We start from the raw sequence: 21,461 nt of genomic DNA, 5'->3' as shown, positions 1-21,461 counted from the left end.
ATATTTTTAGAAAACTTTCAAATGGCAATAATTAAAAAATTTGAGTTAGCAAGCTTAGAATCTATTTGTAATATTTTAGGTAATACAGAAAATGGATTAACAGGTAGTCAGATATCTAAATATTTATCCGAATGCGATATCTATGACCCCCAACTTAATTCCACCAAACGGAAAAAATTGTATGATGCTCTAGAACAGAAACAAAATAATGATAGATGTTCAAATAATATAATCAGCTTTATTCAACATGTAATGAAACCATCAAGACACTTTGATAACCAAGAATGGTTTCTAGATATGCGTAAAAAGTTAAATTTTGTACTTTCATTTGAAGGTTTAGAATTAGAAGAAACAGGATTAATAAGACAAATAAAAGCTACAACCACCCTATCTGAAGCAGAAGCGCGAGCACAGCAATTAAGAAAAACTCTTATGGATAGAAAAATTCATAATGATGTTCTTCATTTTTGTAAGGCTGAATTATTAGTTGATAATTATTTCCATGCCGTTTTTGAAGCTACAAAAAGTATTGCAGAGAAAATTAGAATGAAAACAAATTTGACATCTGATGGAGCCGAGTTAATAGATCAAGCATTTTCCTTCAAAGGTAAAATTCCTTATTTAGCGTTAAGTTATTTAAAAACTGAAAATGATGAAAGCGAGCAAAAAGGTTTTATGAATTTATTAAAAGGAGTTTTTGGTACTTTTAGGAATACTACTGCTCATGCTCCTAAGATTACATGGAATATTAACGAACAAGATGCTTTGGACATTTTATCAACTATTTCATTAATTCATAGAAAACTAGATAAAGCACTTGAGCCTAAAAAAATGTACGAAGGAAAATGATAATGCTGCCCAACCTCATACTCAATAACTAAGCTTATTACGGAACAATAGAAATTATAATAAAGTTAGGAGTTAGCCTTTGTCGACAAAACTTTAATCCTAAAATTTGCTTACGGCATAATGTTTGCCATAGCTACTGTTCTGTATCGGTCATATTGTTACGTAAATCACGCGATGGAAGTTTTAGGCTATTGTTATAAGGCTGCATCTCTACTCTCTTATTTTTAAATATTCTTTTAAGAGTCTTGGCATAATATCTGCCAGAGAATAACAATGTACGAAACATCATTATAAACACAACTCAACTCTTTTTAGGCGTAATCTTTAGCTCAGTTGGACTCGGCTATTTTCTCTATGGAAAAAAGCAAAAAATGACTGTGCCTTTTACTGTTGGTTTAGCTCTAATGATTTTTCCTTATTTTATTGAAAGTAATGTCTTACTCAGTGGCATTGGTACTTTGCTATCCGTTATTCCCTATTTTTTACGTTTTTAAAGTTATTTCTTAAATGATTTGAATTTCCTCAACTCTTAAGTGATGCATCATCTCTCGAATGAATATAAAGTAGATAAAAATATAAGCTGATTTGCTGCCACTCGGTTTGTGTAGTAGCTCAAACGCTCAATAAAGTCATTTAACCTAGCAATTTTAGATTAAACAATCCGTAAATAAAAAAATCCCCCAACTTTTAAGATTGAGAGATTTCAAAGAATCTATTTCAATACTACTTATATCAAGCAGACATTACTTCTACTTCAAATGTGACTTAATCTTCTCTTTAACTGCTTCTGTTGAAATACCATATCGATCATGCAAAGTTGGTAATGCTCCTGCATCTAAAAATGCATCTGGCAAACCAATCATATCAAAACGAGGGTGTTGCCCATTTCTTAAAAGCAATGACCCAATTGCTTCCCCTAATCCACCAATCACAGAATGGTTTTCGGCAGTTAAAACAGGTCGTCCGCCTTTTGCGACTTCATCCAAAATAGTTTGTTCATCTAAAGGTTTAATTGTAGGTACATGCAGCACTGAAACCTCAATGCCCTCTTTTTCAAGCTCTTCCGCTGCCTCAAGCGCACGCATGGTCAATAAACCAGTGGAAATGATGAGTAAGTCTTTACCTGGCTTAATCACCTGTGCCTTACCCAATTTAAACTGGTAATTGTATTTATCGAGTACTAATGGAACCTGCCCACGCAATAGACGCATATATACGGGGCCATTATGAGCGGCAATCTGAGGAATCGCTTGTTCGATTTCCAAGGCATCACATGGGTCAATGACCATCAAGTTCGGCATTGCACGGAAAATCGCAATATCATCGGTTGCCTGATGGCTTGGACCATAACCGGTGGTTAAACCTGGAAGTGCCGCCACAATTTTGACATTCAGGTTATCTTCCGCAATCGCCATACAAATAAAGTCATAGGCACGGCGTGATGCAAACACGGCATAGGTTGTAGCAAAAGGAACAAATCCTTCACGAGCAAGTCCTGCTGCTGCGCTCATCAAAAGTTGTTCTGCCATGCCCATTTGGAAAAATTTGTCTGGGTTTTCTTTGGCAAAAATATGCAGGTCAGTGTATTTGGATAAATCTGCTGACAAACCTACGATATCGTCACGCTCTTTTGCCAAGGCATTGAGTGCATGACCAAATGGTGCGGGTTTAGTCGGTTGACCCTCAGCAGCAATGGAAGCAATCATTGCCGAAGTGGTTAGTTTTTTCTTAGGAGGATTGGCTAACTGGCTCATGATGTATTCCTTACTGTCCGTAGTGGGTCAAAATATTTAAAGCGTCATCCCATTCATGTTCATCAACACGAATGAAGTGTGTTTTTTCGCGGCTTTCCAAGAACGACACGCCTTTGCCCATTTTGGTGTCACAAATAATGACTCGCGGGCATGCTCCTTCATGGTTTCGTGCTTGATCGAATGCCTCAAGTAAAGCTTCTATGTCATTGCCATCTACGCGTTGGGTGTACCAACCAAACGACTGCCAACGGTCTACAATGGGTTCAAAAGCCAAAATTTCGCTTGAATGCCCATCTGCCTGTTGGTTATTTACATCAATAATGGCTATTAGGTTATCTAGCTTCCAATGAGAGGCAGACATCACCGCTTCCCATGTTGAGCCTTCATTTAGCTCTCCATCGGACAGTAAGTTATAGACAAAAGCATCCGACTTTTTCTGTTTCAGCCCTAAACACGCACCGACTGCAATTCCAAGACCGTGACCTAATGAACCACCTGTAATTTCCATGCCCGGTGTGTAAGAAGCCATGCCCGACATCGGTAAACGGCTGTCATCTGCTCCATAGGTTTCAAGTTCTTCAAGCGGAATAATGTTTGCTTCAATTAAGGCTGCATAAAGTGCAATTGCATAGTGCCCAATAGACAAATAAAAACGGTCACGGCCTTCCCACTCTGGGTTTTCTGGCTGATATTTCATGGCATGAAAATAAGATACGGCCAGTAGATCTGCGGCACCTAGAGCTTGTCCCACATAGCCTTGACCTTGTACTTTCCCCATACGTAAAGCATGTTGGCGAATGTGGTAGGCACGTTGTTGCAACTCGGCAAGTTGGCCTGATTTATCAATATTTAACATTGTCATTTACTATTCCTTATTAACGATTGACCAGTTTTGCCGGAACGCGCAGAACCAAGCTGGCACCGAAAATTAATACTGCTGTGATTAAGAACATGCCAATTGCATTTGAACCTGTATTTGTGGTGACCCAACCGATTAAATAAGGTGAACAGAATCCGGCAAGGTTGGCGAAGCTATTGACGGCTGCAATACCTGCCGCTGCCGAAACACCACCCAAAAAGTTGGTTGGTAACATCCAGAATAAAGAAGATGCAGTGAGCACACCTGAGGCTGCAATGCAAAGGCAAATTAAAGAAAGTGTCAGATTTGAAGCGAGCAAAGTCGCAAGGGTGAGTGCGATTGCACCCGCACACATTGGGATAATTAAGTGCCAACGGCGTTCTTGGAAATGGTCGCCACTACGCCCTGCCAAAAGCATAACTACAATGGCGCACATATAAGGAAGACTCGTAAGTAGCCCAATATGCCAGTTATCACTGATGCCTGAGTTACGAATGAGAGTGGGTAGCCAAAAGGTAATGGCGTATTGGCCCATCACGACACAAAAGTAAATGCCTGCAAGTAACCATAAACGTTTATCCGCGACAAACTCTTTAACGCTACCGTGACCTTCTTTGTGCTGGTTATCTTGAGCAAGCTCTTGCTTCACCAAGTTTTTCTCATCTTGAGTTAACCAGTTGGCGTCTTGAACAGAGTCTTTTAAAACAGCAAGTACGAGCAAACCAACGACAACCGTAGGAATCGCTTCAATTAAAAACATCCACTGCCAGCCAAACCAGCCATGCACACCGCTCATTCGGTCCATGATTAGGCCCGAAAGTGGCCCACCAATCATTCCCGAGATTGGAATCGCGATAAACCAAAGTACGGTCATGCGTGCCCGACGATAAGACGGGAACCAGTAAGTGAGGTAAAGTAACAAGCCCGGAGCCAAACCTGCTTCAGCAACACCCAGTAAAAAACGTAAGGTGTAAAATTGCCATTCAGTTTGAACAAAAGCAAAACAACCTGACAAAATACCCCATGTAATCATGATGCGGGCAATCCAGCGTCTTGCACCTACCTTGTGGAGTACGATGTTACTTGGCACTTCGCAAAGGAAATAACCAATAAAGAAAATCCCTGCACCCAATCCATATACAGCTTCACTAAACTGTAAATCGCTCATCATCTGGAGCTTGGCAAAACCAACATTGACTCGATCTAAATAGGCACAAAAATAACAAAGCATTAAAAATGGCATAAGCCGAAATGCAATTTTTCGATACGCTGACTTACGAAGTGCCGTATCTACTTCAGATGAAAATACTGTATCCATCATGCGAATCCCTTTACATTTGGCCACAGTATCCTCTTGTGACCATCATTCTATTTTTAGTTTTTAAATGACAAGCTTTAATGAATCAGCATGCCACCATTTACATCAAGTGTTACACCCGTTAAGTACGCTGACAGATCACTTGCCAAAAATAATGCTGCATTTGCAACGTCTTGTGCTTTACCTAAACGACCGAGTGGAATACCCGCAAGAATGTCATGACGGCGGTCATCATTCATTAAACCACCAGTAATATCGGTTTGGATCAGGCCCGGAGTAAGTGAATTTACACGAATCTGATCGCCACCAAATTCACGAGCCATCGCTTTTGCCAAACCTAAAACCCCTGCTTTTGCAGCGCTATAATGCGGCCCGCCAAAAATACCACCACCGCGTTGTGCTGAAACAGAAGATAGGCACACAATGCTTCCGCCACCATTTGCTTTCATTGATGGAATAACAGCTTGCGACACAATAAGTGTTCCGCGTAGGCTGACATCTAAAATACGGTCATAATCATTGCGTTGAATATCAAGTGTTTTTACAGGCTGGGTAATGCCGGCATTATTAATTAAAATATCAATCTGTCCGTAGTGCTGTAGCGCTTGTTCAACAGCTTCTTTAACCTGCTCTTCATTTGCAACGTTTGCAACAAGACCTAAATGTCCTTCACCAAGTGCCTTTGCAGCGTTTTGGCTTTGAGCAAGATCTAAATCAACAATAATGACTTTGGCACCTTGTTGTGCAAAGATTTCTGCGGTTGCTCGCCCAATTCCACGTTCTGATGCTGCACCAGTAATTAATGCCACTTTTCCTTGTAGTAACATGTTGAATCCTCTTTTACGCTTTATTTCCTGAGTTCGGACCTAGATTCTCTTTTTTCAGGAGTTCCAGCAATCATCTCGAATTCAACTAGGCATGAAAAAAATTCATGCCTATGCTATTTTGAAATGAGTTTTAGGGATAAAAACGGTTTATTTCATGGATAGTAGTGAAAACAATTTCAATCAGATGCCCTCAATTAAAACACTACAGGCTTTTGAACAAACTGCCCGTTTTGGCAATGTTGCTAAGGCAGCGGAGCATTTGAATCTCACTCCTTCAGCAGTCAGTCACCAAATTGCCAAACTAGAAGAAATGATTGGGCAGAGTTTATTTATTCGTGGTGCCCGTGGTGTGACGCTTACCCCGTCAGGTGAACGCTATTTTCAGGATGTCACCACCATTTTGCATAACCTGATGTTAGCCACTGAAAAAGCCGCTGATAAAAGTCCTAAAGACAGTTTATATATTCATTCATCCCCAAGTTTTGGTTTGCTTTGGCTACTGCCACGCCTCGAATCATTTAAAGAAAAGTTCCCGATGATTCAGGTCAACCTGTCGTGTTCTTATGAAAACTTGCACTTTACTCGTGACAAGATCGACATTGATATTCGCCATGGTCTACCTAACTGGACGGGTGTGGAAATCAGGACAATTCGTAATGAAAAGCTAGAAGTACTTGCATCTCCTAAGCTACTTGAACGTAGCCCAGTACATAAACCTCAAGATTTATTAAAAAAAGAACTGATTTTATCGCGCTCAACCTTAGTCACTTGGCCTCAGTGGTTTGCACATCAGGGCTTAAGCATTCCTGAGTTTCCCTATACTTTGAGTTTTGACCGCTCTTACATGTCACTTGAGGCAGCAACACACGGACTAGGTTTTGTTTTAGAAAGTAATTTACTTACTCAAAATTATGTAGAGTCTGGAAAGTTGGTTAGAGTTTTTGCAGATGAGCTATCGATTCCTATTTCTGCTCATCATTTGGTTTATCCACGGACCCATCAGTTTATTCCTAAAATTGAGCTGTTTTTAAACTGGATTTATGATGAGTTGGTAGATTGAAAAAGTGATTTCTTAGTGGCTGAGACTCTATAATTTCTTCAATAAAGTAAATCATCTTTTCAATAGTAAGCTCATCAATAACACCATGGTTAATAATTTTTGACTCAACAAAACCCAAGCCCTGTTCAAGTTGGATGTGTTGGTTGTTTAGGTCAAATGACAGGCTATTGAGACCAAATGAAAATTTTAAAACTGAGTTGGGATGAGTCATAAAAATGGCTTGCTGTTGAAGTTTGCTAAAAAAGTTACTTTATTTATAGCCTTAAATTGTGTTGGTTGTGGAATATTTAGCATTAACTACTCGATTATTATTAACACTATATATAATAAAAACCTCTTTAAAAAGATGAAAAATCAATCTTATATTCATCAATATCCAACCATTACAAAATAGAGTATAAACATGAAAAAATTAGTAGTTTTAAGTTTCACGATCTGTAGCTTTGCGCAACTTACAAATGCAGCAACATTAAATGTAAAACCATATGGTACGACTCAAGACGGTCGAAAAGTTGATCTATACACCATGAGCAATAACAAAGGTGTCTCTGTATCTTTTATTAGTTTTGGTGGTGTAATTACACAGATTTTGACGCCCGATGCACAAGGTAAAAAAAACAATATCGTTTTGGGGTTTGATAATCTAAAAGGCTATGAAGTCACTGATACCAAGGAAGGCATTCATTTTGGAGGATTGATTGGACGTTATGCCAACCGTATTGGCAATGCTAAATTTAGCTTAGATGGAAAAACGTATAATCTTGAAAAAAATAATGGCCCGAACTCATTACATAGCGGCAATCCTGGTTTTGATAAACGTGTTTGGCAAGTTAAGCCCCTCGTTTCTAAAGGTGAAACCGTCAAAGCTTCTCTTAAGTTAACCAGTCCAAATGGTGATCAAGGTTTTCCTGGGAAATTAGATGTGGAGGTGATATACAGTCTTTCAGATCAAAATGAATTCCAGATTGAATATAAGGCCAAAACTGATCAACCTACAGTCGTCAATCTCACCAACCACAGTTATTTCAACTTGTCAGGTGCTGGGAACAACCCTTATGGCGTACTCGATCATGTGGTACAGCTCAATGCAGACCGTATATTAGTAACCGATCAAAATTCTTTACCAACAGGTGAAATTGCTTCAGTTGCAGGTACACCTTTTGATTTTCGGACTCCTAAAGCAATTGTAAAAGATATTCGAGCGAATAATCAGCAATTGGCGTATGGATATGGCTATGATCAAACTTGGGTAATTAATCAAAAGTCTCAAGGGAAATTAAATCTTGCGGCTGTTGTGGTTGACCCAAAATCTAAACGGGCAATGCAAGTCTTCACCACAGAACCAAGCGTTCAAATGTATACGGCCAATCATTTATTAGGAAATATTGCTGGCGCAAATGGCGTACTTTATCGACAAGCAGATGCGCTAGCATTAGAAACACAGCATTTTCCAGACAGCCCCAATCAACCAACCTTTCCTTCTACACGTTTAAACCCAAATCAAACTTATAACGGTGTCACCCTATTTAAATTTGGCATTCAAAAATAGTCTTTTCAATTAGAACTATATTTATCTAAAAAAGACTCTCAGCTTAATATGACTGAGAGTCTTTTCATTTATTTAACTTTTGTGTTTGGTAAAAATGCGGTTGCAAAACCAAGTAATGGCAACAATGAACATAAACCAAATACCCACTCAATGCCGTTAATATCAGCTAAATGCCCTAACCCCGCTGCGGCAATACCACTTACCCCAAACATCAGGCCGAACATTAGACCTGCAATCATGCCCACACGGCCCGGAACAGCTTCTTGTGCGTAAACCACCATGGCTGCAAAGGCAGATGACAATATCAAACCTGCAATGATCGAAAAAACGGTTGTCCAAAATAAGTTTGCATAAGGCATCATTAATGCAAACGGCGCCATACCTACAAATGAAACCCAGATAACCGCTTTACGGCCAATTTTGTCACCAATTGGACCACCCGCAAATGTTCCTAAAGCAACAGCAGCCAAGAAAGCAAACAAGTGCAATTGTGCCGTTTGAATGCTGATATGGAACTTTTGAATCAAGTAAAATGTAAAGTAATTACTAATGCTGGCAATGTAGGTGAATTTGGCAAACATCAACACACTAATGGTGCTCAAAGCAATAATGAGCTTACGACCATGCAATTTACTATGTGCTTGAGTCACCCGTGTTGCCACCTGACTTTTAGCATGACCAATCGTCCAGCGGCTTACACCAAATAAAACCCAAATGGCTAAAAGTGCAAATATAACTAAACCTGCAACTGCATGCTGTCCAAACGGTACAATCAGCAAAGCAGCTAACAATGGGCCAATAGCAGTGCCTGTATTTCCACCCACCTGAAAAGTCGATTGAGCCGTACCAAAACGCCCACCAGATGCCATTCGAGCCACCCGTGAAGCTTCAGGGTGAAAAGTTGCAGACCCTACCCCAATCAGCGCAGATGCACATAACAGCACAGTAAAGCTTGGTGAAAATGCCAATAAGATAATGCCGCAGAATGTAACCATCATTCCGAGTGGCAGAAGATACGGTTTTGGATGTTTATCGGTATAAAGTCCAATCCAAGGCTGTAGCAGTGAACCTGTAATTTGGTATACAAATGAAATCAGGCCAACTTGAGCAAAACTCAGTGAAAAGTTTGCTTTTAGCATTGGATAGATGGCTGGTAAGACTGCCTGAATCAAATCATTCAGTAAATGTGCAACCGCCACGGCGCCTACAATTTTAATAATCATTCCTTGAGGCTGATCATTAGCAACGGTATTGGCAATACCATCTTTCAATTGTATTGAAGACGTCATACCTGAAAAACTCCAATATTTTTAAGTAAGGTGCTTATTGTAAATTGTCGCTTATAAAGTTATCTTCCAATAATCATCGTATAAGTGACAATTTTTAGGATAGATTATGTCCGATTCTCTTATTCAGTCTGATTTGTCTGAACTTGTGATTGGACTATCTTCCGAGCATGCCTACCGAGAAATCACGCCGACTCATACGCATGCACGTGCTCAGTTTTTATATGCGTCCACTGGAAATATTCAGGTTTTTACACCTAATAATGTCTGGATTGTGCCACCCATGTGTGCGTTATGGATTCCTGCCCATGTCGAGCATAGTGTGATTTCACTGAGTCACGTGAAGTTAAATACTGCTTTGGTTGAAATAAATGCAGCTGCTTTGATGGGACAACATTGCTTTATTATTCGGGTGAGCAACCTTTTGCATGAGCTTTTGATTCGTTTAAACGAAATTGAACGCGAAAACTCACCAAATATTACGACCTCTCAAGAGCTTTCTCGTTCTTTGCAAATTCTAATTTTTGAAGAAATTCATCGAGCCAATTTATTGCCTATCCAGATTCCATGGCCAAAAGACAAACGATTATTAAAAATTTGCCAAGCCTTATTACACGCGCCTAATCACTCAAAAGATTTAACAGATTGGGCGGATGATATTGGCACGAGTTCGAGAACTTTAATGCGCATGTTTCAAAAAGAAACCGGGTTGTCTTATCGAGCATGGGTACAGCAAATGCATATTGCACTTGCCTTGAGTAAAATCGCGAATGGTGAATCTATTGCTCAAATTTCCGAGTCACTGGGGTACAACAACCCCAGTGCTTTTAGTACGATGTTTAAACGACATTTAGGAAAAACACCTCAGCAATTTAGAAGTGTTGCGATGTCGTTATAAGTCTTTTTTTTTGAGCGTATTTCATGCTTTTCGAGCAAATCGTCAAAATCATGATAGACGTGCAATTCTCGATCCTTATCGGTTCTCGCATGATCTAATCGTTGTTCAGGATCAACCAAAACGAGTGTATGACCATCATCAATCAGACGATCTACACCTTCTAAGAACATACGTTTACCCACCTCATGGATCAGTGAAATCTGGGTCAAATCAATTACGATTGTGCTTTGGTCAGTCGTCTCGTCTTGTAAAATACGCAATAACATTTCAGCTTCGGTAAATTTCAATACGCCTCGAAGCACATACACACTCAATGATGCATCTTTCCCTGTACGATAATGGCTCTGTACAATGGTTTGTGCAGAAGGTGTACCTTCCATGAGGTGCAATCCCATGTCACGAGATAGGCGCTCTAAAATATCGATACCACGTATACTATGACCATGCTCATCTAGTCGAGGAGAAAAAGCAGCAATACTGACTTGACCTGGCAACACACCCAAAATACCGCCAGCTACACCACTTTTAGCTGGAATACCTACCGTCGAAAGCCAGTCACCTGCGGCATCATACATACCACAGCTCATCATTACACTGAGTACTTGTCTCACTACAGATCGGTTCAACAGACGCTTTCCAGTTTTAGGGTCAACCCCACCATTGGCAAGTACACTGCCCATACGTACAAGATCTTTAACCGTCACCAAAATCGCACATTGGCGAATATAACCATTCACAATATCGACAGGGTCAGTTTCTAAAATACCCACAGTTCGCAACATATAACCGATTGAAAGATTACGATAGGCTGTTTTGACTTCCGAATCGTAAACAGACTCATCAAAACTTAATTCACGTCCTGCAAGCTCGCTCATAAAACGGCGTAGAATTTCTGCACTATGTAGACCATGTTTGACCTGAATCAATGAATGTACAGTAATTGCGCCAGAGTTGATCATCGGGTTTTTCGGACGACCATCTTTACCCAATGAAATTTCATTGAAGGCTTCCCCAGAAGGTTCTACCCCGACTTTATCAAGTACCGCATCAATGCCAAGCTGTTGCATAACATAGGCATAGACAAAAGGCTTAGAAATCGACTGAATGGTGAATTCGGTATCATCATCGCCAATCGAATAAATTTCACCATCTACAGTAGACATGGCTAAAGCCAATCGGTCTGGATTTGCATTTGCCAACTCTGGAATATAGTCAGCTAGATGCCCGCTATTATCTACCTCACAGGCTTCTATCACATTTGCCAAATAATCTGGGAGAGGGGTTTTCATGGTGAGTAACCTTAAATGAGGAGATTTACACTTTCGAGCATTTTTTCAGCACAACCAGCTGATAATATTAAAATTATACTTTTTGAATGAATTAAAAATCACGATATAAGTATTGTAATTCCGATGCCTGATTTATTTCAAGCTCATTATACCTTTTTCAAAACTTTAAATAGAGGATTAGATTATTCTTTCTACAAATAACACTCCATTTAAATGATCGACTTCATGTTGAACAATACGAGCAGGAAAACCGTGAAAAATTGTCTCTACCACGTCACCTTCTAGTGTTAAGTATTTAACCTTGACCATTTCTGCACGTTCAACTTGTCCACGTTCATCTGGCACACTTAAACAGCCCTCTTCGCCCAAGCAAGTTTCACTCGAAAACTCCAAAATCTCTGGATTTACCATCACGACTGCATCCATTTCAGGTGCATCTGGATAACGTGGATTTGGTCGAGACGCCACAATAATGACTCGTTTAGAGATGTAAACTTGCGGTGCAGCAATGCCTACACCATTACGTTCAAGCATAGTGGCATGCATAGCGGCTGCAAGCTCATAAAGCCAATCACTGTTCAACTCAATTGATGAGACAGGTGCAGCAATCAGTTTTAAAATGTCTTCACCTTGCTTGGCAACTGGTAAAATCACGCTCATCCCTTGGCCTCTAATCAAATTAGGTTTTACTTATTTTATTGTGTCGCTGAACGACTCAAAAGAAAAGCGATTCCTTCATCAGTTTTTGTTTCATCTAAAGCAATTTTTTGTTTTAAACAATTTTTATTCTTCATGGATCACAGTTTATCTATGGATCGATCATACAAAATATCCTCCATTTACTTTTAATTCACTTTTCCATTAATATCCAAACTTCGATTACAACAATTAAGTAAAAAAATGGATCAAGAATTAACCTTGCAGGATGCGAACTATCTGAACAAAGAAGATAAAAGAACTCTCGCCCTTTCTTCGCTGGGCGGTGCTTTAGAGTTTTACGATTTTGTGATTTATGTGTTCTACGCCAAAATCATTTCCGACTTATTTTTCCCAAGCACACTCAGTCCGTTTTGGGCCATGCTGAATACTTACGGTATTTTTGCAGCAGGTTACTTTTTCAGACCGCTAGGTGGAGTCGTCATGGCTCACTTTGGTGATCTGGTCGGGCGTAAAAAACTATTCTCGCTTTCTATTTTGCTGATGGCTCTGCCTACCCTGTTTATCGGGATTTTGCCCACTTTTGAAAATATTGGTTATTTGGCACCGCTGCTTTTATTGCTCATGCGTGTTGTGCAAGGTATTGCGATTGGTGGTGAAATTCCGGCTGCATGGACATTTGTGTCTGAACACGTACCTGAAAGAAAAATTGGACTGGCAAACGGTTTACTGACCGCTGGTCTTTCTTTAGGAATTTTGTTGGGTGCACTGATGTCGCTATGGATCTCGCTTAATTTTAGTGAGGGGCAAATCCATGACTGGGCTTGGCGTATACCATTTATTGCAGGCGGTATTTTTGGCCTAGTCGCACTTTATTTACGGACCTATTTAAAAGAAACACCCGTGTTTAAAGCCATGCAGGCACGTAAAGAAATCTCCAAAGAAATGCCAGTGAAGCAAGTGTTAACAACTCATAAAACAGCCGTTGTTATTGGCATGTTATTTACATGGTTTTTAACAGGTTGCGTGGTAGTGGTGATTTTAGCCATGCCAAATTTATTAATTGGTTCATTTGGTTTTGAACGTGCACAAACTTTTGAAATGCAAAGTGCAGCCATTGTCATGCAAATGGTCGGCTGTATTTTGGCAGGTTATTTTGCTGATCGTTTTGGCTGTGGCAGAGTCATGATGGTAGGTGCTCTTGCTGTGGCACTTACAGCAGCATTTTTTTATAACAGTTTAGGTCACGCCGCACATTCAACCATTTTTGGTTTATATATGTTGTTGGGTCTATGCTCAGGTACTGTCGGCATGGTTTCGAGCAGCATGGTCAAAATGTTCCCCGCGCCTGTTCGCTTCTCGGGCATTTCATTTTCTTATAATTTGTCTTATGCAATTGTGGGGGGTATGACACTGCCTTTAGTTCATTGGCTCAGTCAATATAGTGATATTGGTGCGATGTATTATATTTTCGCGCTGACTATTTTAGCCTTTGTAACCGCTTTTGTATTTTGGAATAAGTTTGAGAAATCCAGATATTAAAAGTGTTCATTCATTAAATAAAAAACCACGGCAGCTGCGTGGTTTTTTATTGCCGTTCACTTTAGAAAGTAAATCCGATATTAAAGTTCAAACGGTACAGCCACTTATCACTATTTGGTGAGCTGGCAGAGGTATAACCCGTTGAGTTGGTTGCCCCACCAATAATATTTGAGTTTTTACCCCACGTATAATCTGCCCAAACCATAAATGGCGATGCAATAAACATCATGCCTGTAGTGTTCATTTGCGAATCTGACCAATCATCACGTTTTTTATCGAGATAGCTATAGTCATTATAAAACTTAATAGCTTTTAGCTTGCCCATATTGGTCACAGGCAAAGTATAGGCAAGATTTAAACTAGCAATCGTCCCTTCCGAAGCAATGAAATAGGCAGGTGTGAAACCATTATTGCCCATTAAAGTCATGTCACTATTTACACCGTCCGGGTTTTTAGCATCATATTGATAGTGAATGACTGAGCTTTGTAAATTAAAGCGTTTGTAGTTGTTGTCAGTATGCAAACCGACTGCATAATACTTGCCATCTTTATCGGTCATTTTATTATGTAACTGGGCAATTGCACCAGACACACCAACCTCTTGTTTACCAAAGTCAGTTTCTAACTTACGTACAATGCGAGTATTAAACTGATGGCGCTTTTCATTCTGGTAGGCTTTTTGAGATGGAAATGCATTTTCTTCCAAATCATCGTAAGTTGCACTTTCAGGCGAATAACGCAAATTGGTCTCTAGCATTTGCGGGTAATAACCGAGTTTTACATCCCAATCTTTGTCGTGATAATTCCAGTTAATCCCCGGTGCAATATTATTGCCATAGCCTAAAAAGAACGGAATATGATAAGTCCAGCCATTTTGTGGATATGGATAAATCGTAAAAGGTTTATAGACCAAGCCTGCTTCAATGCTATTGTTGGCATCTAAGTTATAGCCGACATATGCTTTTTCAATAGACGTTTTCTGTTGGTCCTGAAATAGATAGCTGGCATTGATATAAGCATCATCAAACTTGCCTTTTAGGTCGACCCTAAAAATATCAAAATAGAGCTTACCAAAACCACGGTTTGGCCCTTCCCAATCTTCATAACGCTGATTTAACCGAACCACCCCACCTAACTTTAACGAGTCGGTACCATCATCACTTTTCCATTCAAGTAATGAATCTTTTGCAAATGCACTTACACTCATCCCCATGGTTAGTGGTGCAATGAATGCCATGATCAATGAAGTCTTTTTCATCTCTACATCCTTGATTGAGTTCCAGCGTCCTGCTGGAACTTTATTTGTTTTACCTGTAAAACTTAGTTTTTATTGTTTTTTAGATAAAAAAATATATCTAAAAAAAGGATGGCTTAGCAGCTCCCATCGCATATGTACTAAACCATCCAAACTGGTTAATACAGTTTCTTTTGCGGTGGACCCGCAAAGTTTAATGGGCCAATCGAGTTCATATCGAGCTCAATCACGGTCGGTCCTTCGAATGCAACCGCCTCTTGAATAACAGTTTTAAATTCATCTGCACTACCGACTTTCCAGCTCTTAACACCCATAGATTCGCCAAGAAGTTTGTAGTCTGGTGTATGCAATTCATTGAAATACTGACGACCACCAAAGTAGTTATTTTGAATGCCACGCATTACGCCATAACCACCGTCATTCATAATCATTAAGACCATGTTGGTGTTTTCTTGCACCATGGTTGCAATTTCGCCAATGCCAAGCATTAAGCCACCATCTCCGACCAAACCAATCACTTTTTTATCAGGATTGGCAACCGAAGCACCGATTGCAGTTGCAAGACCTAAACCAATTGCACCAGCGAGTGAGTGAATATTTTGGTTCGGTGCTTGTACAGGGAATAAGCGGCTGCCCCATGTACTACCTGACATGGTGATGTCACGTACAAAAATGCCATCTTGAGGTAAAGCTGCACGCAAGTGATCACAAATTAAAGCGTATTGGTCGATTTGCTTACGCAACGCATCAATCGCAGCCTGTTTTGCAGCAACTACAGCCGCATCGTAATCGGCATCAACTTTTGAAGTACCTTGAAGCTGTTCCAACACACGTGTTAAGACATCTTTGGCATCGCCACAAATGAAGTTGCGAATTTTGTAATTACGTTGCTGAGCCACTGGATTGGCATCAACCTGAATAATGTTTTCAGGGAATTCAACCGAATAAGTTTTGGTTTCATTACTACGTAAACGAGAACCTACCACAACCATTAAGTCAGCATCTTTTAATAACTGCTCAACCGCTGCCGAGTTATGGAATGCACCTAAACTACGTGGATGATCATCTGCCAATACGCCACGACCGTGTGTAGATGACACAACTGGAATACCTAAATCTGCAATTGCTTTGACTTCGGCAACGCTATTTAAAGTTCCACCGCCAATCCAGAAAATTGGGCGTTTTGCTTTTTTGATTTCACTCAAAAGAAGATCAATTTCAGCTTGATCCGCTTGTGGTAATTGCAATGCTTTGACTGGTCCAAGGTTAAGTGGCAAATCAATTTCTGCCGCTTGTACGTCAATTGGCAACTCAACACTTACCGGCCCCATTGGAACTGTTGTTGCTACACGGATGGCTTCACGAATTATACCAATTGCATTGTCAGGACTGGTAATGCGAAATGCTGCTTTGCTTGATGCACGTAAAAACGTAAGTTGATCTTTAGTTTCGTGGATGAAGCTTGCATCGCGGTCAAGATATTCGCGCTCAACCTGACCTGTTAAATGTAATACAGGACTAGCTGCATTCATTGCTTCAATGAGTGAACCCACTGCATTACCTGCCCCAGCACCAGTACTGGTCAGTGCTACACCCAAGCCTTTAAAGCGTGAATGAGCATCTGCCATAGTTACTGCACCCGCTTCACCACGCGCAGCAACAAAGCGCATTTTTTCACGGCGCCCTACTGCGTCAGCAATAGGTAAATTGTGGATGGAAATAACACCATAAATACTCTCAACTTGGTGCGCTTCTAAAACTCTTGCGATTGCTTCGCCTACATTTACACGTTCAGTCATGTCTGTTCCTCAAAATTTGTTTTCAGTCCTTGAATCTATTAGTCGCACCAAGGGTTAGGCTGTTCATTCAGCCCCATATAAATACTCTTTTGCTGCATGTACGATAAAATGCCCAAACGGCCTTTTTCGCGCCCAATCCCACTGTCTTTAAAGCCACCAAACGGCGCACTAATCGAGAACTTTTTGTAAGTATTAATCCATACTGTTCCGACTTCTAACACACGTGCAATACGCCAAGCTTTACGATAGCTTTCAGTCCAAATGCCTGCTGCAAGACCAAAACAACTATCATTGGCCTGAGCAATCAAATCTTGTTCGTTGTCATATTTCATGACGACTAAAACAGGGCCAAAAATTTCTTCCTGACAGGTTTGGGCACTATTACTTAAACCCGTAATAATGGTGGGTAAGTAATAACTGCCTTTGGCATAGTCACCAGTTGTTAATGCTTCGCCACCCACCAAAACTTGACCACCTTCGCTTTTAGCAAGCTGCACATAGCGATCAACCGACTGCAAATGTTTGTCATTTACGAGTGGCCCTAAATGCACACCAGCCTGTTCAGGGTGGCCCACGCGTAAGCCTTTGGTAATTTCAACCAGACGCGTTAAAAACTGATCATAAAGACTGCTATGAATAAACAAGCGAGAACCCGCGATACACGCTTGACCTGCCGAGCTAAAAATTCCGTACGCGACACCTTTGGCAGCCAGTTCTACATCGGCATCCGGTAAAACGATTGTTGGTGATTTTCCACCTAGCTCAAGCGAAGTGGTAATGAGTTTGTCCGCTGCAATATGAGCCAAATGACGACCCGTGGTTGTTCCTCCCGTAAAAGAGATTTTACGAACCAACGGATGTTGAGCAATTGCATCACCAACGACAGAACCACGACCAACTAGCACACTGAGTAAGCCTTTAGGTAAACCTGCTTCTTCAAAAATTTTGGCAAGTTCTAAAGCAATGAGTGATGTTGCTTCTGCTGGCTTTAGCACCACGGCATTTCCTGCTGCTAAAGCTGGAGCAAGCTTTTGAACTTCACTTGCAATTGGAGAGTTCCAAGGCGTAATTGCTGCCACAACACCTACAGGTTCATGCACGCTCATGGTCATAAAGTCTGGAGCGCGTTGAGTGGTTAACTCATCATTCAGCGTTTCACATGCTGCTGCAACATAACGTGCAGTTGCCGCAGCACTCATCACCAAACCACGAGTTTCAGTTAAAGGCTTACCGTTATCGCGTGTTTGAAGTTTTGCCAATTCATCTACACGTGCTTCAATAATGTCTGCAACTTTGTAAAGAATACGTGCGCGCTCATGCGGTAAACTGTTTCTCCAGCTGGGTTGACGCCAAGCCTGATCAGCCTTTTCAATCGCTTCGTTCACATCTTCAAGTGTTGCAGTCGAAATTTCTGCATTGACAGACTGATCTGCCGGAAACAGGCTTTGGATGACCGCACCGCGGCCCAAACGCCATTCACCTGCAATATAAATTTCCTTTGCCATGGTCAAATCCTTCTTAAATCTGTATTGCTTCGACACTGTTGCGACAAGCACGAATCACGCTAAGCGCAGCCAAAGTTGATGTTTTCGGGTTACTTGCTAACGGCACGCCAACCAGTTCAATGGTCATTTGCCCAAAGCCGCCTTCTGCCACAATGGTGTGTTTGTTTTTGTTGATGGTTGGATCAACTGTTAACTCGACCATGGTTTCATCCATTCCAAGCCCAGCAAGCGCAATCGTTGCAGCGACGTTGGCATTTGCTGGGAACTTCATCGCAGCTTCACGAGCAGTTCCAGTGAAAAAAACCGTAGCTTCAGACACATGATCTAAATCGACCAATTGTTCTGCATAACTCCCCTTCCAGCTTTTTGGACTTTTACAGCCTTTGTAAGTGACTTTTTGCAAACCACCTTCTTTGGCTGCTGAAATACCGTCAATGCCAGCAATGGCACCTGCGAGTAAATGCAGATGGGCATTATTTTCTTCAGCGGTTTGTTTGAGCTGAATTAGAAAATCGCTATCAGCTAAAGTTCCAACCGAAATCAGTCCTATGGTCCAACCTTTCGCTAAAACCTTTTGAGCATGCTCTTTCACTGCTGCTTGACCTGCCACCTCAATGACATAGTCTGGCGCACCATCACATTGCTCAATATCTGAAATCACCTGAATCTCTGAAGACACTTGTGATTGAACTTTTTCAACGCTACGAGACGGTACGACAATCCATTTCAGTTGCAAATCTTGAGGCAAATGTGCATGCACTTCTGCTGCCATTGCGCCAAAACCAATCATCATCAACTTTTTCATGACAGCACCTGATATTTATAAATGTTTATTAAAACCACCTGAGACATCGAGTGCCGCACCTGTGGTGTACGATGCCAATGGCGATGCCAAGAAAACTAAAGCACGAGCAGGTTCTTCAGGACGACCTAGACGTTGCATTGGAATACCGCGGTTTTTAGCAATATTGCCTGTCCATTCTTCCCATGACTGGTTTAAGTCTGAGCGAGTTTCATAACGGCGTTTCCACTGTGCAGATTCAACCATCCCAAGCAAAATCGAGTTCACACGAACACCATACTGAGTAAACTCATGAGCCAAAGAATGCGTCAGATTCAACAACGCCGCTCGTGCTGATGAAGTCGCAATCATGTGTGGCTCTGGTTGTAACGCTAATAAAGAGTTCACATTGGTAATCGAAGCATTTGCCGACTGTTTTAAATCTTCAAGAAAAGCCCGAACCGGATGCAACACACTGAAATATTTCAGCTCAATTTCTTTCATCCAGTCTTCATCTTGCGTATTTTCAAAATTTGAAACACGGCCTTGTCCAGCATTGTTAATCAGCATATCAACATTGCCCAAATTGAGTTTTACGTCTTTGGCAAATTGTTGAACTTCTTCTTTTTTCAACACATTACAGGCTTTGGTAAAAATATTGGCATGCGGATATTTTTCTAAAATATAGTGCTTAGAAGCATTTAAACGCTCTTCATCACGACCACACCAAGCTACTTTTGCACCCTCTGCAACCAGTATTTCAACAGCAGCCAGCCCAATCCCAGAGGAGCCACCCGTAACAACTGCAACTTTTCCTTCAACTTGGAAGCTCATAATCCTTAATCTCTCTTACGATTGTTCCTGAATCGTCAACATAATTTGGTTAAATGCTTGCGGTTGGTCGACATAACTTAAATGTCCTGCATCTTGGATGATGTAGTGCTGTTCCAACTGCAATTCCTGAGCAAGCTCTTGTATACCTAACGCAGGAGTGATTTGATCTTGCTGCCCTGCAATTACTGTGCATGGGACTTTTAAATCTGTTAAATAATGACGTATTTCGTCATAGGCAAGTAAGTACGATGCATGTGTAAAACCCTTTAAGGTCAACTGCTGCATCACCTCTGAAACTAAAGCTAAGGCTTGTGGCTCTTGTTTATAAATCAAATGAGGCCCACGGCTTTCAGCCATCCCTTTAGCGCCTAACTCTTTCAACATTTTTGGTCTTTTTTCAAAAACCTGAATTTGTGTTTGTTCATCTTGACGTTGGTAGCCTTGAGCCAAATTGGCGATCACCAAATGCTCTACTCGCTCTGGGTAAAGTGCAGCAAATGCACTCGCCTGTAAGGCACCTAGTGAGTGGCCAACAACAATGGCTTTTTCAATTTTTAAAACTTCAAATAGCGCTGCCAAACGCTTTGCATAATCTGTGGCATTTGGTTGGTCAGTTAAAAGTTCATCTGATTTGCCATAGCCTGGTGCGTCCCAGGCAATGACATGAAAATGATGAGACAGCACTTCAAGTTGGTTCACCCATGAAGCAGAACCTGAACTAATGCCATGTAACAGCACGAGGTATTCGCCCTGACCGGCTTCTCGATATGCTTGTTGCTGGCCTTGTACAGTCACCGTTTTAACTGGAAATTCTGCTAACTTTTCAATGAGTGTCATCATTTTCATTCCTTTCCCTTAACTCACATCATCAAGCGCTTAACGTTTGATTTGAGACAATGGATGCTCTGGTGGATAGTTTGGAATTGTTGGTTTACCTGTTCCTAACATTACGCACATCAAGGCATCATCTTGACCTGGGTTAAATAAACCACGGTATATTCCCGGTGGAATTGAAATCAGGTCACGCTCTTTTAAACGGGTTTGAAATTTTTCACCGTTGTGTTCAATAAATAGGTCAATCTCACCGCGGAGCATAAAGAAGACTTCTTCAACATCATGATGAATGTGCAAAGGACCTTCACACTGAGGCGGCAGTACCATTGTTGAAAAAGTAAAGTTCTCTGCTGGTACAGTGTTGCTGTCATCTGCAACTCCTGTCGCCCCCGTACCCATGTAACGCATTTGCGCACGGCGATATTTAGGGTCGTAATCGGCTTGGAACTTCAAAGCTTCAAAGTCATATTTACGAGTGTCAAAGCGAGCAATACGAGTGTTTAACCAATCTTCTAAAGAAGCACCTTCCGGTTGTGTCCACGATTCGAATTGTTGTGTAGTCATT

General features: G+C 41.0%; 20 protein-coding genes and 3 pseudogenes. 6 read left to right on the top strand and 17 right to left on the bottom strand.

Annotated elements, in window-relative coordinates; genetic code table 11:
• Positions 1-21: 21 nt before the first annotated feature.
• A complete protein-coding gene (locus KTH84_RS08335) occupies positions 22-849 on the top strand; it encodes a TIGR02391 family protein (protein WP_262472845.1) in 828 nt (275 codons plus the stop codon).
• On the opposite strand, the pseudogene KTH84_RS08330 reads toward KTH84_RS08335, so the two are convergent.
• Positions 849-1,057: pseudogene (locus KTH84_RS08330) on the bottom strand (DUF559 domain-containing protein); the annotation flags it as partial. The gene KTH84_RS08335 and the pseudogene KTH84_RS08330 sit on opposite strands and share 1 nt — an antisense overlap.
• An 82-nt stretch (positions 1,058-1,139) precedes the next feature.
• On the opposite strand from KTH84_RS08330, the gene KTH84_RS08325 reads away from it, so the two are divergent.
• Positions 1,140-1,343 carry an amino acid transport protein gene (locus KTH84_RS08325; RefSeq protein WP_262472903.1) on the top strand — a complete coding sequence of 68 codons (204 nt, stop codon included), beginning with the start codon at positions 1,140-1,142 and terminating at the stop codon, positions 1,341-1,343.
• A gap of 9 nt (positions 1,344-1,352) precedes the next feature.
• On the opposite strand, the pseudogene KTH84_RS08320 reads toward KTH84_RS08325, so the two are convergent.
• The 5 genes and pseudogenes from KTH84_RS08320 to KTH84_RS08300 all read right to left on the bottom strand — a co-directional run.
• A pseudogene (locus KTH84_RS08320) lies at positions 1,353-1,483 on the bottom strand (hypothetical protein); the annotation flags it as partial.
• Positions 1,484-1,598: 115 nt separating this feature from the next.
• The gene (locus KTH84_RS08315) at positions 1,599-2,603 is read right to left on the bottom strand and encodes a transketolase family protein (RefSeq protein ID WP_262472844.1); all 1,005 of its coding nucleotides are present in this window, start codon (positions 2,601-2,603) and stop codon (positions 1,599-1,601) included.
• Positions 2,604-2,613: 10 nt separating this feature from the next.
• Positions 2,614-3,459, bottom strand: coding sequence for a transketolase (locus KTH84_RS08310; RefSeq protein ID WP_262472902.1), 846 nt, complete (start codon positions 3,457-3,459; stop codon positions 2,614-2,616).
• Between the two features lie 19 nt (positions 3,460-3,478).
• Positions 3,479-4,780 (bottom strand): MFS transporter, encoded by a 1,302-nt coding sequence (locus KTH84_RS08305; protein ID WP_262472843.1) that lies wholly within the window; start codon positions 4,778-4,780, stop codon positions 3,479-3,481.
• A 77-nt stretch (positions 4,781-4,857) separates the two neighbouring features.
• The gene (locus KTH84_RS08300) at positions 4,858-5,607 is read right to left on the bottom strand and encodes an SDR family NAD(P)-dependent oxidoreductase (protein WP_262472842.1); all 750 of its coding nucleotides are present in this window, start codon (positions 5,605-5,607) and stop codon (positions 4,858-4,860) included.
• Positions 5,608-5,791: 184 nt separating this feature from the next.
• Here KTH84_RS08300 and KTH84_RS08295 point away from each other — a divergent pair, with 184 nt between their 5' ends.
• Positions 5,792-6,667, top strand: coding sequence for a LysR substrate-binding domain-containing protein (locus tag KTH84_RS08295; RefSeq protein ID WP_262472901.1), 876 nt, complete (start codon positions 5,792-5,794; stop codon positions 6,665-6,667).
• Positions 6,668-6,674: 7 nt separating this feature from the next.
• Here the strand turns inward: KTH84_RS08295 and KTH84_RS08290 are convergent.
• Positions 6,675-6,878 (bottom strand): annotated as a pseudogene (locus KTH84_RS08290) (hypothetical protein); the annotation flags it as partial.
• 192 nt (positions 6,879-7,070) lie between these two features.
• Between KTH84_RS08290 and KTH84_RS08285 the strand changes: the two are divergent.
• Positions 7,071-8,216: an aldose epimerase family protein gene (locus KTH84_RS08285; protein WP_262472841.1), complete on the top strand. Its 1,146-nt coding sequence runs from the start codon at positions 7,071-7,073 to the stop codon at positions 8,214-8,216.
• 68 nt (positions 8,217-8,284) lie between these two features.
• Here KTH84_RS08285 and KTH84_RS08280 read toward each other — a convergent pair whose 3' ends face one another.
• Entirely contained in the window at positions 8,285-9,505 is a 1,221-nt protein-coding gene (locus KTH84_RS08280) for an MFS transporter (protein ID WP_133974876.1), read from the bottom strand.
• Between the two features lie 106 nt (positions 9,506-9,611).
• Between KTH84_RS08280 and KTH84_RS08275 the strand changes: the two genes are divergently transcribed.
• Positions 9,612-10,400, top strand: coding sequence for an AraC family transcriptional regulator (locus KTH84_RS08275; RefSeq protein WP_262472840.1), 789 nt, complete (start codon positions 9,612-9,614; stop codon positions 10,398-10,400).
• Here the strand turns inward: KTH84_RS08275 and KTH84_RS08270 are convergent.
• On the bottom strand, positions 10,367-11,689 hold the full coding sequence (locus KTH84_RS08270; RefSeq protein WP_202742751.1) for a glutaminase: 1,323 nt from the start codon (positions 11,687-11,689) through the stop codon (positions 10,367-10,369). The two genes, KTH84_RS08275 and KTH84_RS08270, sit on opposite strands and share 34 nt — an antisense overlap.
• Before the next feature lie 177 nt (positions 11,690-11,866).
• Complete coding sequence (def, locus tag KTH84_RS08265) at positions 11,867-12,349, bottom strand: peptide deformylase (protein WP_262472839.1); 483 nt, start codon at positions 12,347-12,349, stop codon at positions 11,867-11,869.
• A gap of 240 nt (positions 12,350-12,589) precedes the next feature.
• On the opposite strand from def, the gene KTH84_RS08260 reads away from it, so the two are divergent.
• Entirely contained in the window at positions 12,590-13,888 is a 1,299-nt protein-coding gene (locus KTH84_RS08260; RefSeq protein ID WP_262472838.1) for an MFS transporter, read from the top strand.
• Positions 13,889-13,949: 61 nt separating this feature from the next.
• Here KTH84_RS08260 and KTH84_RS08255 read toward each other — a convergent pair whose 3' ends face one another.
• The 7 genes from KTH84_RS08255 to KTH84_RS08225 form a co-directional block, all read right to left on the bottom strand.
• On the bottom strand, positions 13,950-15,146 hold the full coding sequence (locus tag KTH84_RS08255; RefSeq protein ID WP_042898194.1) for a hypothetical protein: 1,197 nt from the start codon (positions 15,144-15,146) through the stop codon (positions 13,950-13,952).
• 155 nt (positions 15,147-15,301) lie between these two features.
• Positions 15,302-16,942: a thiamine pyrophosphate-binding protein gene (locus KTH84_RS08250; protein ID WP_133974885.1), complete on the bottom strand. Its 1,641-nt coding sequence runs from the start codon at positions 16,940-16,942 to the stop codon at positions 15,302-15,304.
• A gap of 38 nt (positions 16,943-16,980) precedes the next feature.
• Positions 16,981-18,447, bottom strand: coding sequence for an aldehyde dehydrogenase (locus KTH84_RS08245; protein WP_262472837.1), 1,467 nt, complete (start codon positions 18,445-18,447; stop codon positions 16,981-16,983).
• Positions 18,448-18,460: 13 nt separating this feature from the next.
• On the bottom strand, positions 18,461-19,252 hold the full coding sequence (locus KTH84_RS08240; protein WP_017391722.1) for an aspartate dehydrogenase: 792 nt from the start codon (positions 19,250-19,252) through the stop codon (positions 18,461-18,463).
• Between the two features lie 15 nt (positions 19,253-19,267).
• Positions 19,268-20,062 (bottom strand): SDR family oxidoreductase, encoded by a 795-nt coding sequence (locus KTH84_RS08235; RefSeq protein WP_262472836.1) that lies wholly within the window; start codon positions 20,060-20,062, stop codon positions 19,268-19,270.
• Positions 20,063-20,077: 15 nt separating this feature from the next.
• Complete coding sequence (locus tag KTH84_RS08230) at positions 20,078-20,902, bottom strand: alpha/beta fold hydrolase (protein WP_262472835.1); 825 nt, start codon at positions 20,900-20,902, stop codon at positions 20,078-20,080.
• Positions 20,903-20,938: 36 nt separating this feature from the next.
• On the bottom strand, positions 20,939-21,460 hold the full coding sequence (locus KTH84_RS08225) for a cupin domain-containing protein (protein WP_042898189.1): 522 nt from the start codon (positions 21,458-21,460) through the stop codon (positions 20,939-20,941).
• Between the last annotated feature and the right edge of the window lies 1 nt (position 21,461).

It is taken from the genome of Acinetobacter sp. WU_MDCI_Abxb74 (assembly GCF_025513915.1).
Classification (GTDB): domain Bacteria; phylum Pseudomonadota; class Gammaproteobacteria; order Pseudomonadales; family Moraxellaceae; genus Acinetobacter; species Acinetobacter calcoaceticus_C.
Note: the sequence above shows the minus strand (reverse complement) of the source record. Positions and strands in the feature narration are given on the sequence as shown.

Bases quoted from the DNA above. Each gene is read 5' to 3' on its own strand.
- def (WP_262472839.1), bottom strand. From the start codon at position 12,349: ATGAGCGTGATTTTACCAGTTGCCAAGCAAGGTGAAGACATTTTAAAA.
- KTH84_RS08300 (WP_262472842.1), bottom strand. From the start codon at position 5,607: ATGTTACTACAAGGAAAAGTGGCATTAATTACTGGTGCAGCATCAGAA.
- KTH84_RS08305 (WP_262472843.1), bottom strand. From the start codon at position 4,780: ATGGATACAGTATTTTCATCTGAAGTAGATACGGCACTTCGTAAGTCA.
- KTH84_RS08245 (WP_262472837.1), bottom strand. From the start codon at position 18,447: ATGGCAAAGGAAATTTATATTGCAGGTGAATGGCGTTTGGGCCGCGGT.
- KTH84_RS08315 (WP_262472844.1), bottom strand. From the start codon at position 2,603: ATGAGCCAGTTAGCCAATCCTCCTAAGAAAAAACTAACCACTTCGGCA.
- KTH84_RS08240 (WP_017391722.1), bottom strand. From the start codon at position 19,252: ATGAAAAAGTTGATGATGATTGGTTTTGGCGCAATGGCAGCAGAAGTG.
- KTH84_RS08285 (WP_262472841.1), top strand. From the start codon at position 7,071: ATGAAAAAATTAGTAGTTTTAAGTTTCACGATCTGTAGCTTTGCGCAA.
- KTH84_RS08270 (WP_202742751.1), bottom strand. From the start codon at position 11,689: ATGAAAACCCCTCTCCCAGATTATTTGGCAAATGTGATAGAAGCCTGT.
- KTH84_RS08260 (WP_262472838.1), top strand. From the start codon at position 12,590: ATGGATCAAGAATTAACCTTGCAGGATGCGAACTATCTGAACAAAGAA.
- KTH84_RS08235 (WP_262472836.1), bottom strand. From the start codon at position 20,062: ATGAGCTTCCAAGTTGAAGGAAAAGTTGCAGTTGTTACGGGTGGCTCC.
- KTH84_RS08225 (WP_042898189.1), bottom strand. From the start codon at position 21,460: ATGACTACACAACAATTCGAATCGTGGACACAACCGGAAGGTGCTTCT.
- KTH84_RS08255 (WP_042898194.1), bottom strand. From the start codon at position 15,146: ATGAAAAAGACTTCATTGATCATGGCATTCATTGCACCACTAACCATG.
- KTH84_RS08275 (WP_262472840.1), top strand. From the start codon at position 9,612: ATGTCCGATTCTCTTATTCAGTCTGATTTGTCTGAACTTGTGATTGGA.
- KTH84_RS08295 (WP_262472901.1), top strand. From the start codon at position 5,792: ATGCCCTCAATTAAAACACTACAGGCTTTTGAACAAACTGCCCGTTTT.
- KTH84_RS08335 (WP_262472845.1), top strand. From the start codon at position 22: ATGGCAATAATTAAAAAATTTGAGTTAGCAAGCTTAGAATCTATTTGT.
- KTH84_RS08310 (WP_262472902.1), bottom strand. From the start codon at position 3,459: ATGTTAAATATTGATAAATCAGGCCAACTTGCCGAGTTGCAACAACGT.
- KTH84_RS08230 (WP_262472835.1), bottom strand. From the start codon at position 20,902: ATGATGACACTCATTGAAAAGTTAGCAGAATTTCCAGTTAAAACGGTG.
- KTH84_RS08280 (WP_133974876.1), bottom strand. From the start codon at position 9,505: ATGACGTCTTCAATACAATTGAAAGATGGTATTGCCAATACCGTTGCT.
- KTH84_RS08250 (WP_133974885.1), bottom strand. From the start codon at position 16,942: ATGACTGAACGTGTAAATGTAGGCGAAGCAATCGCAAGAGTTTTAGAA.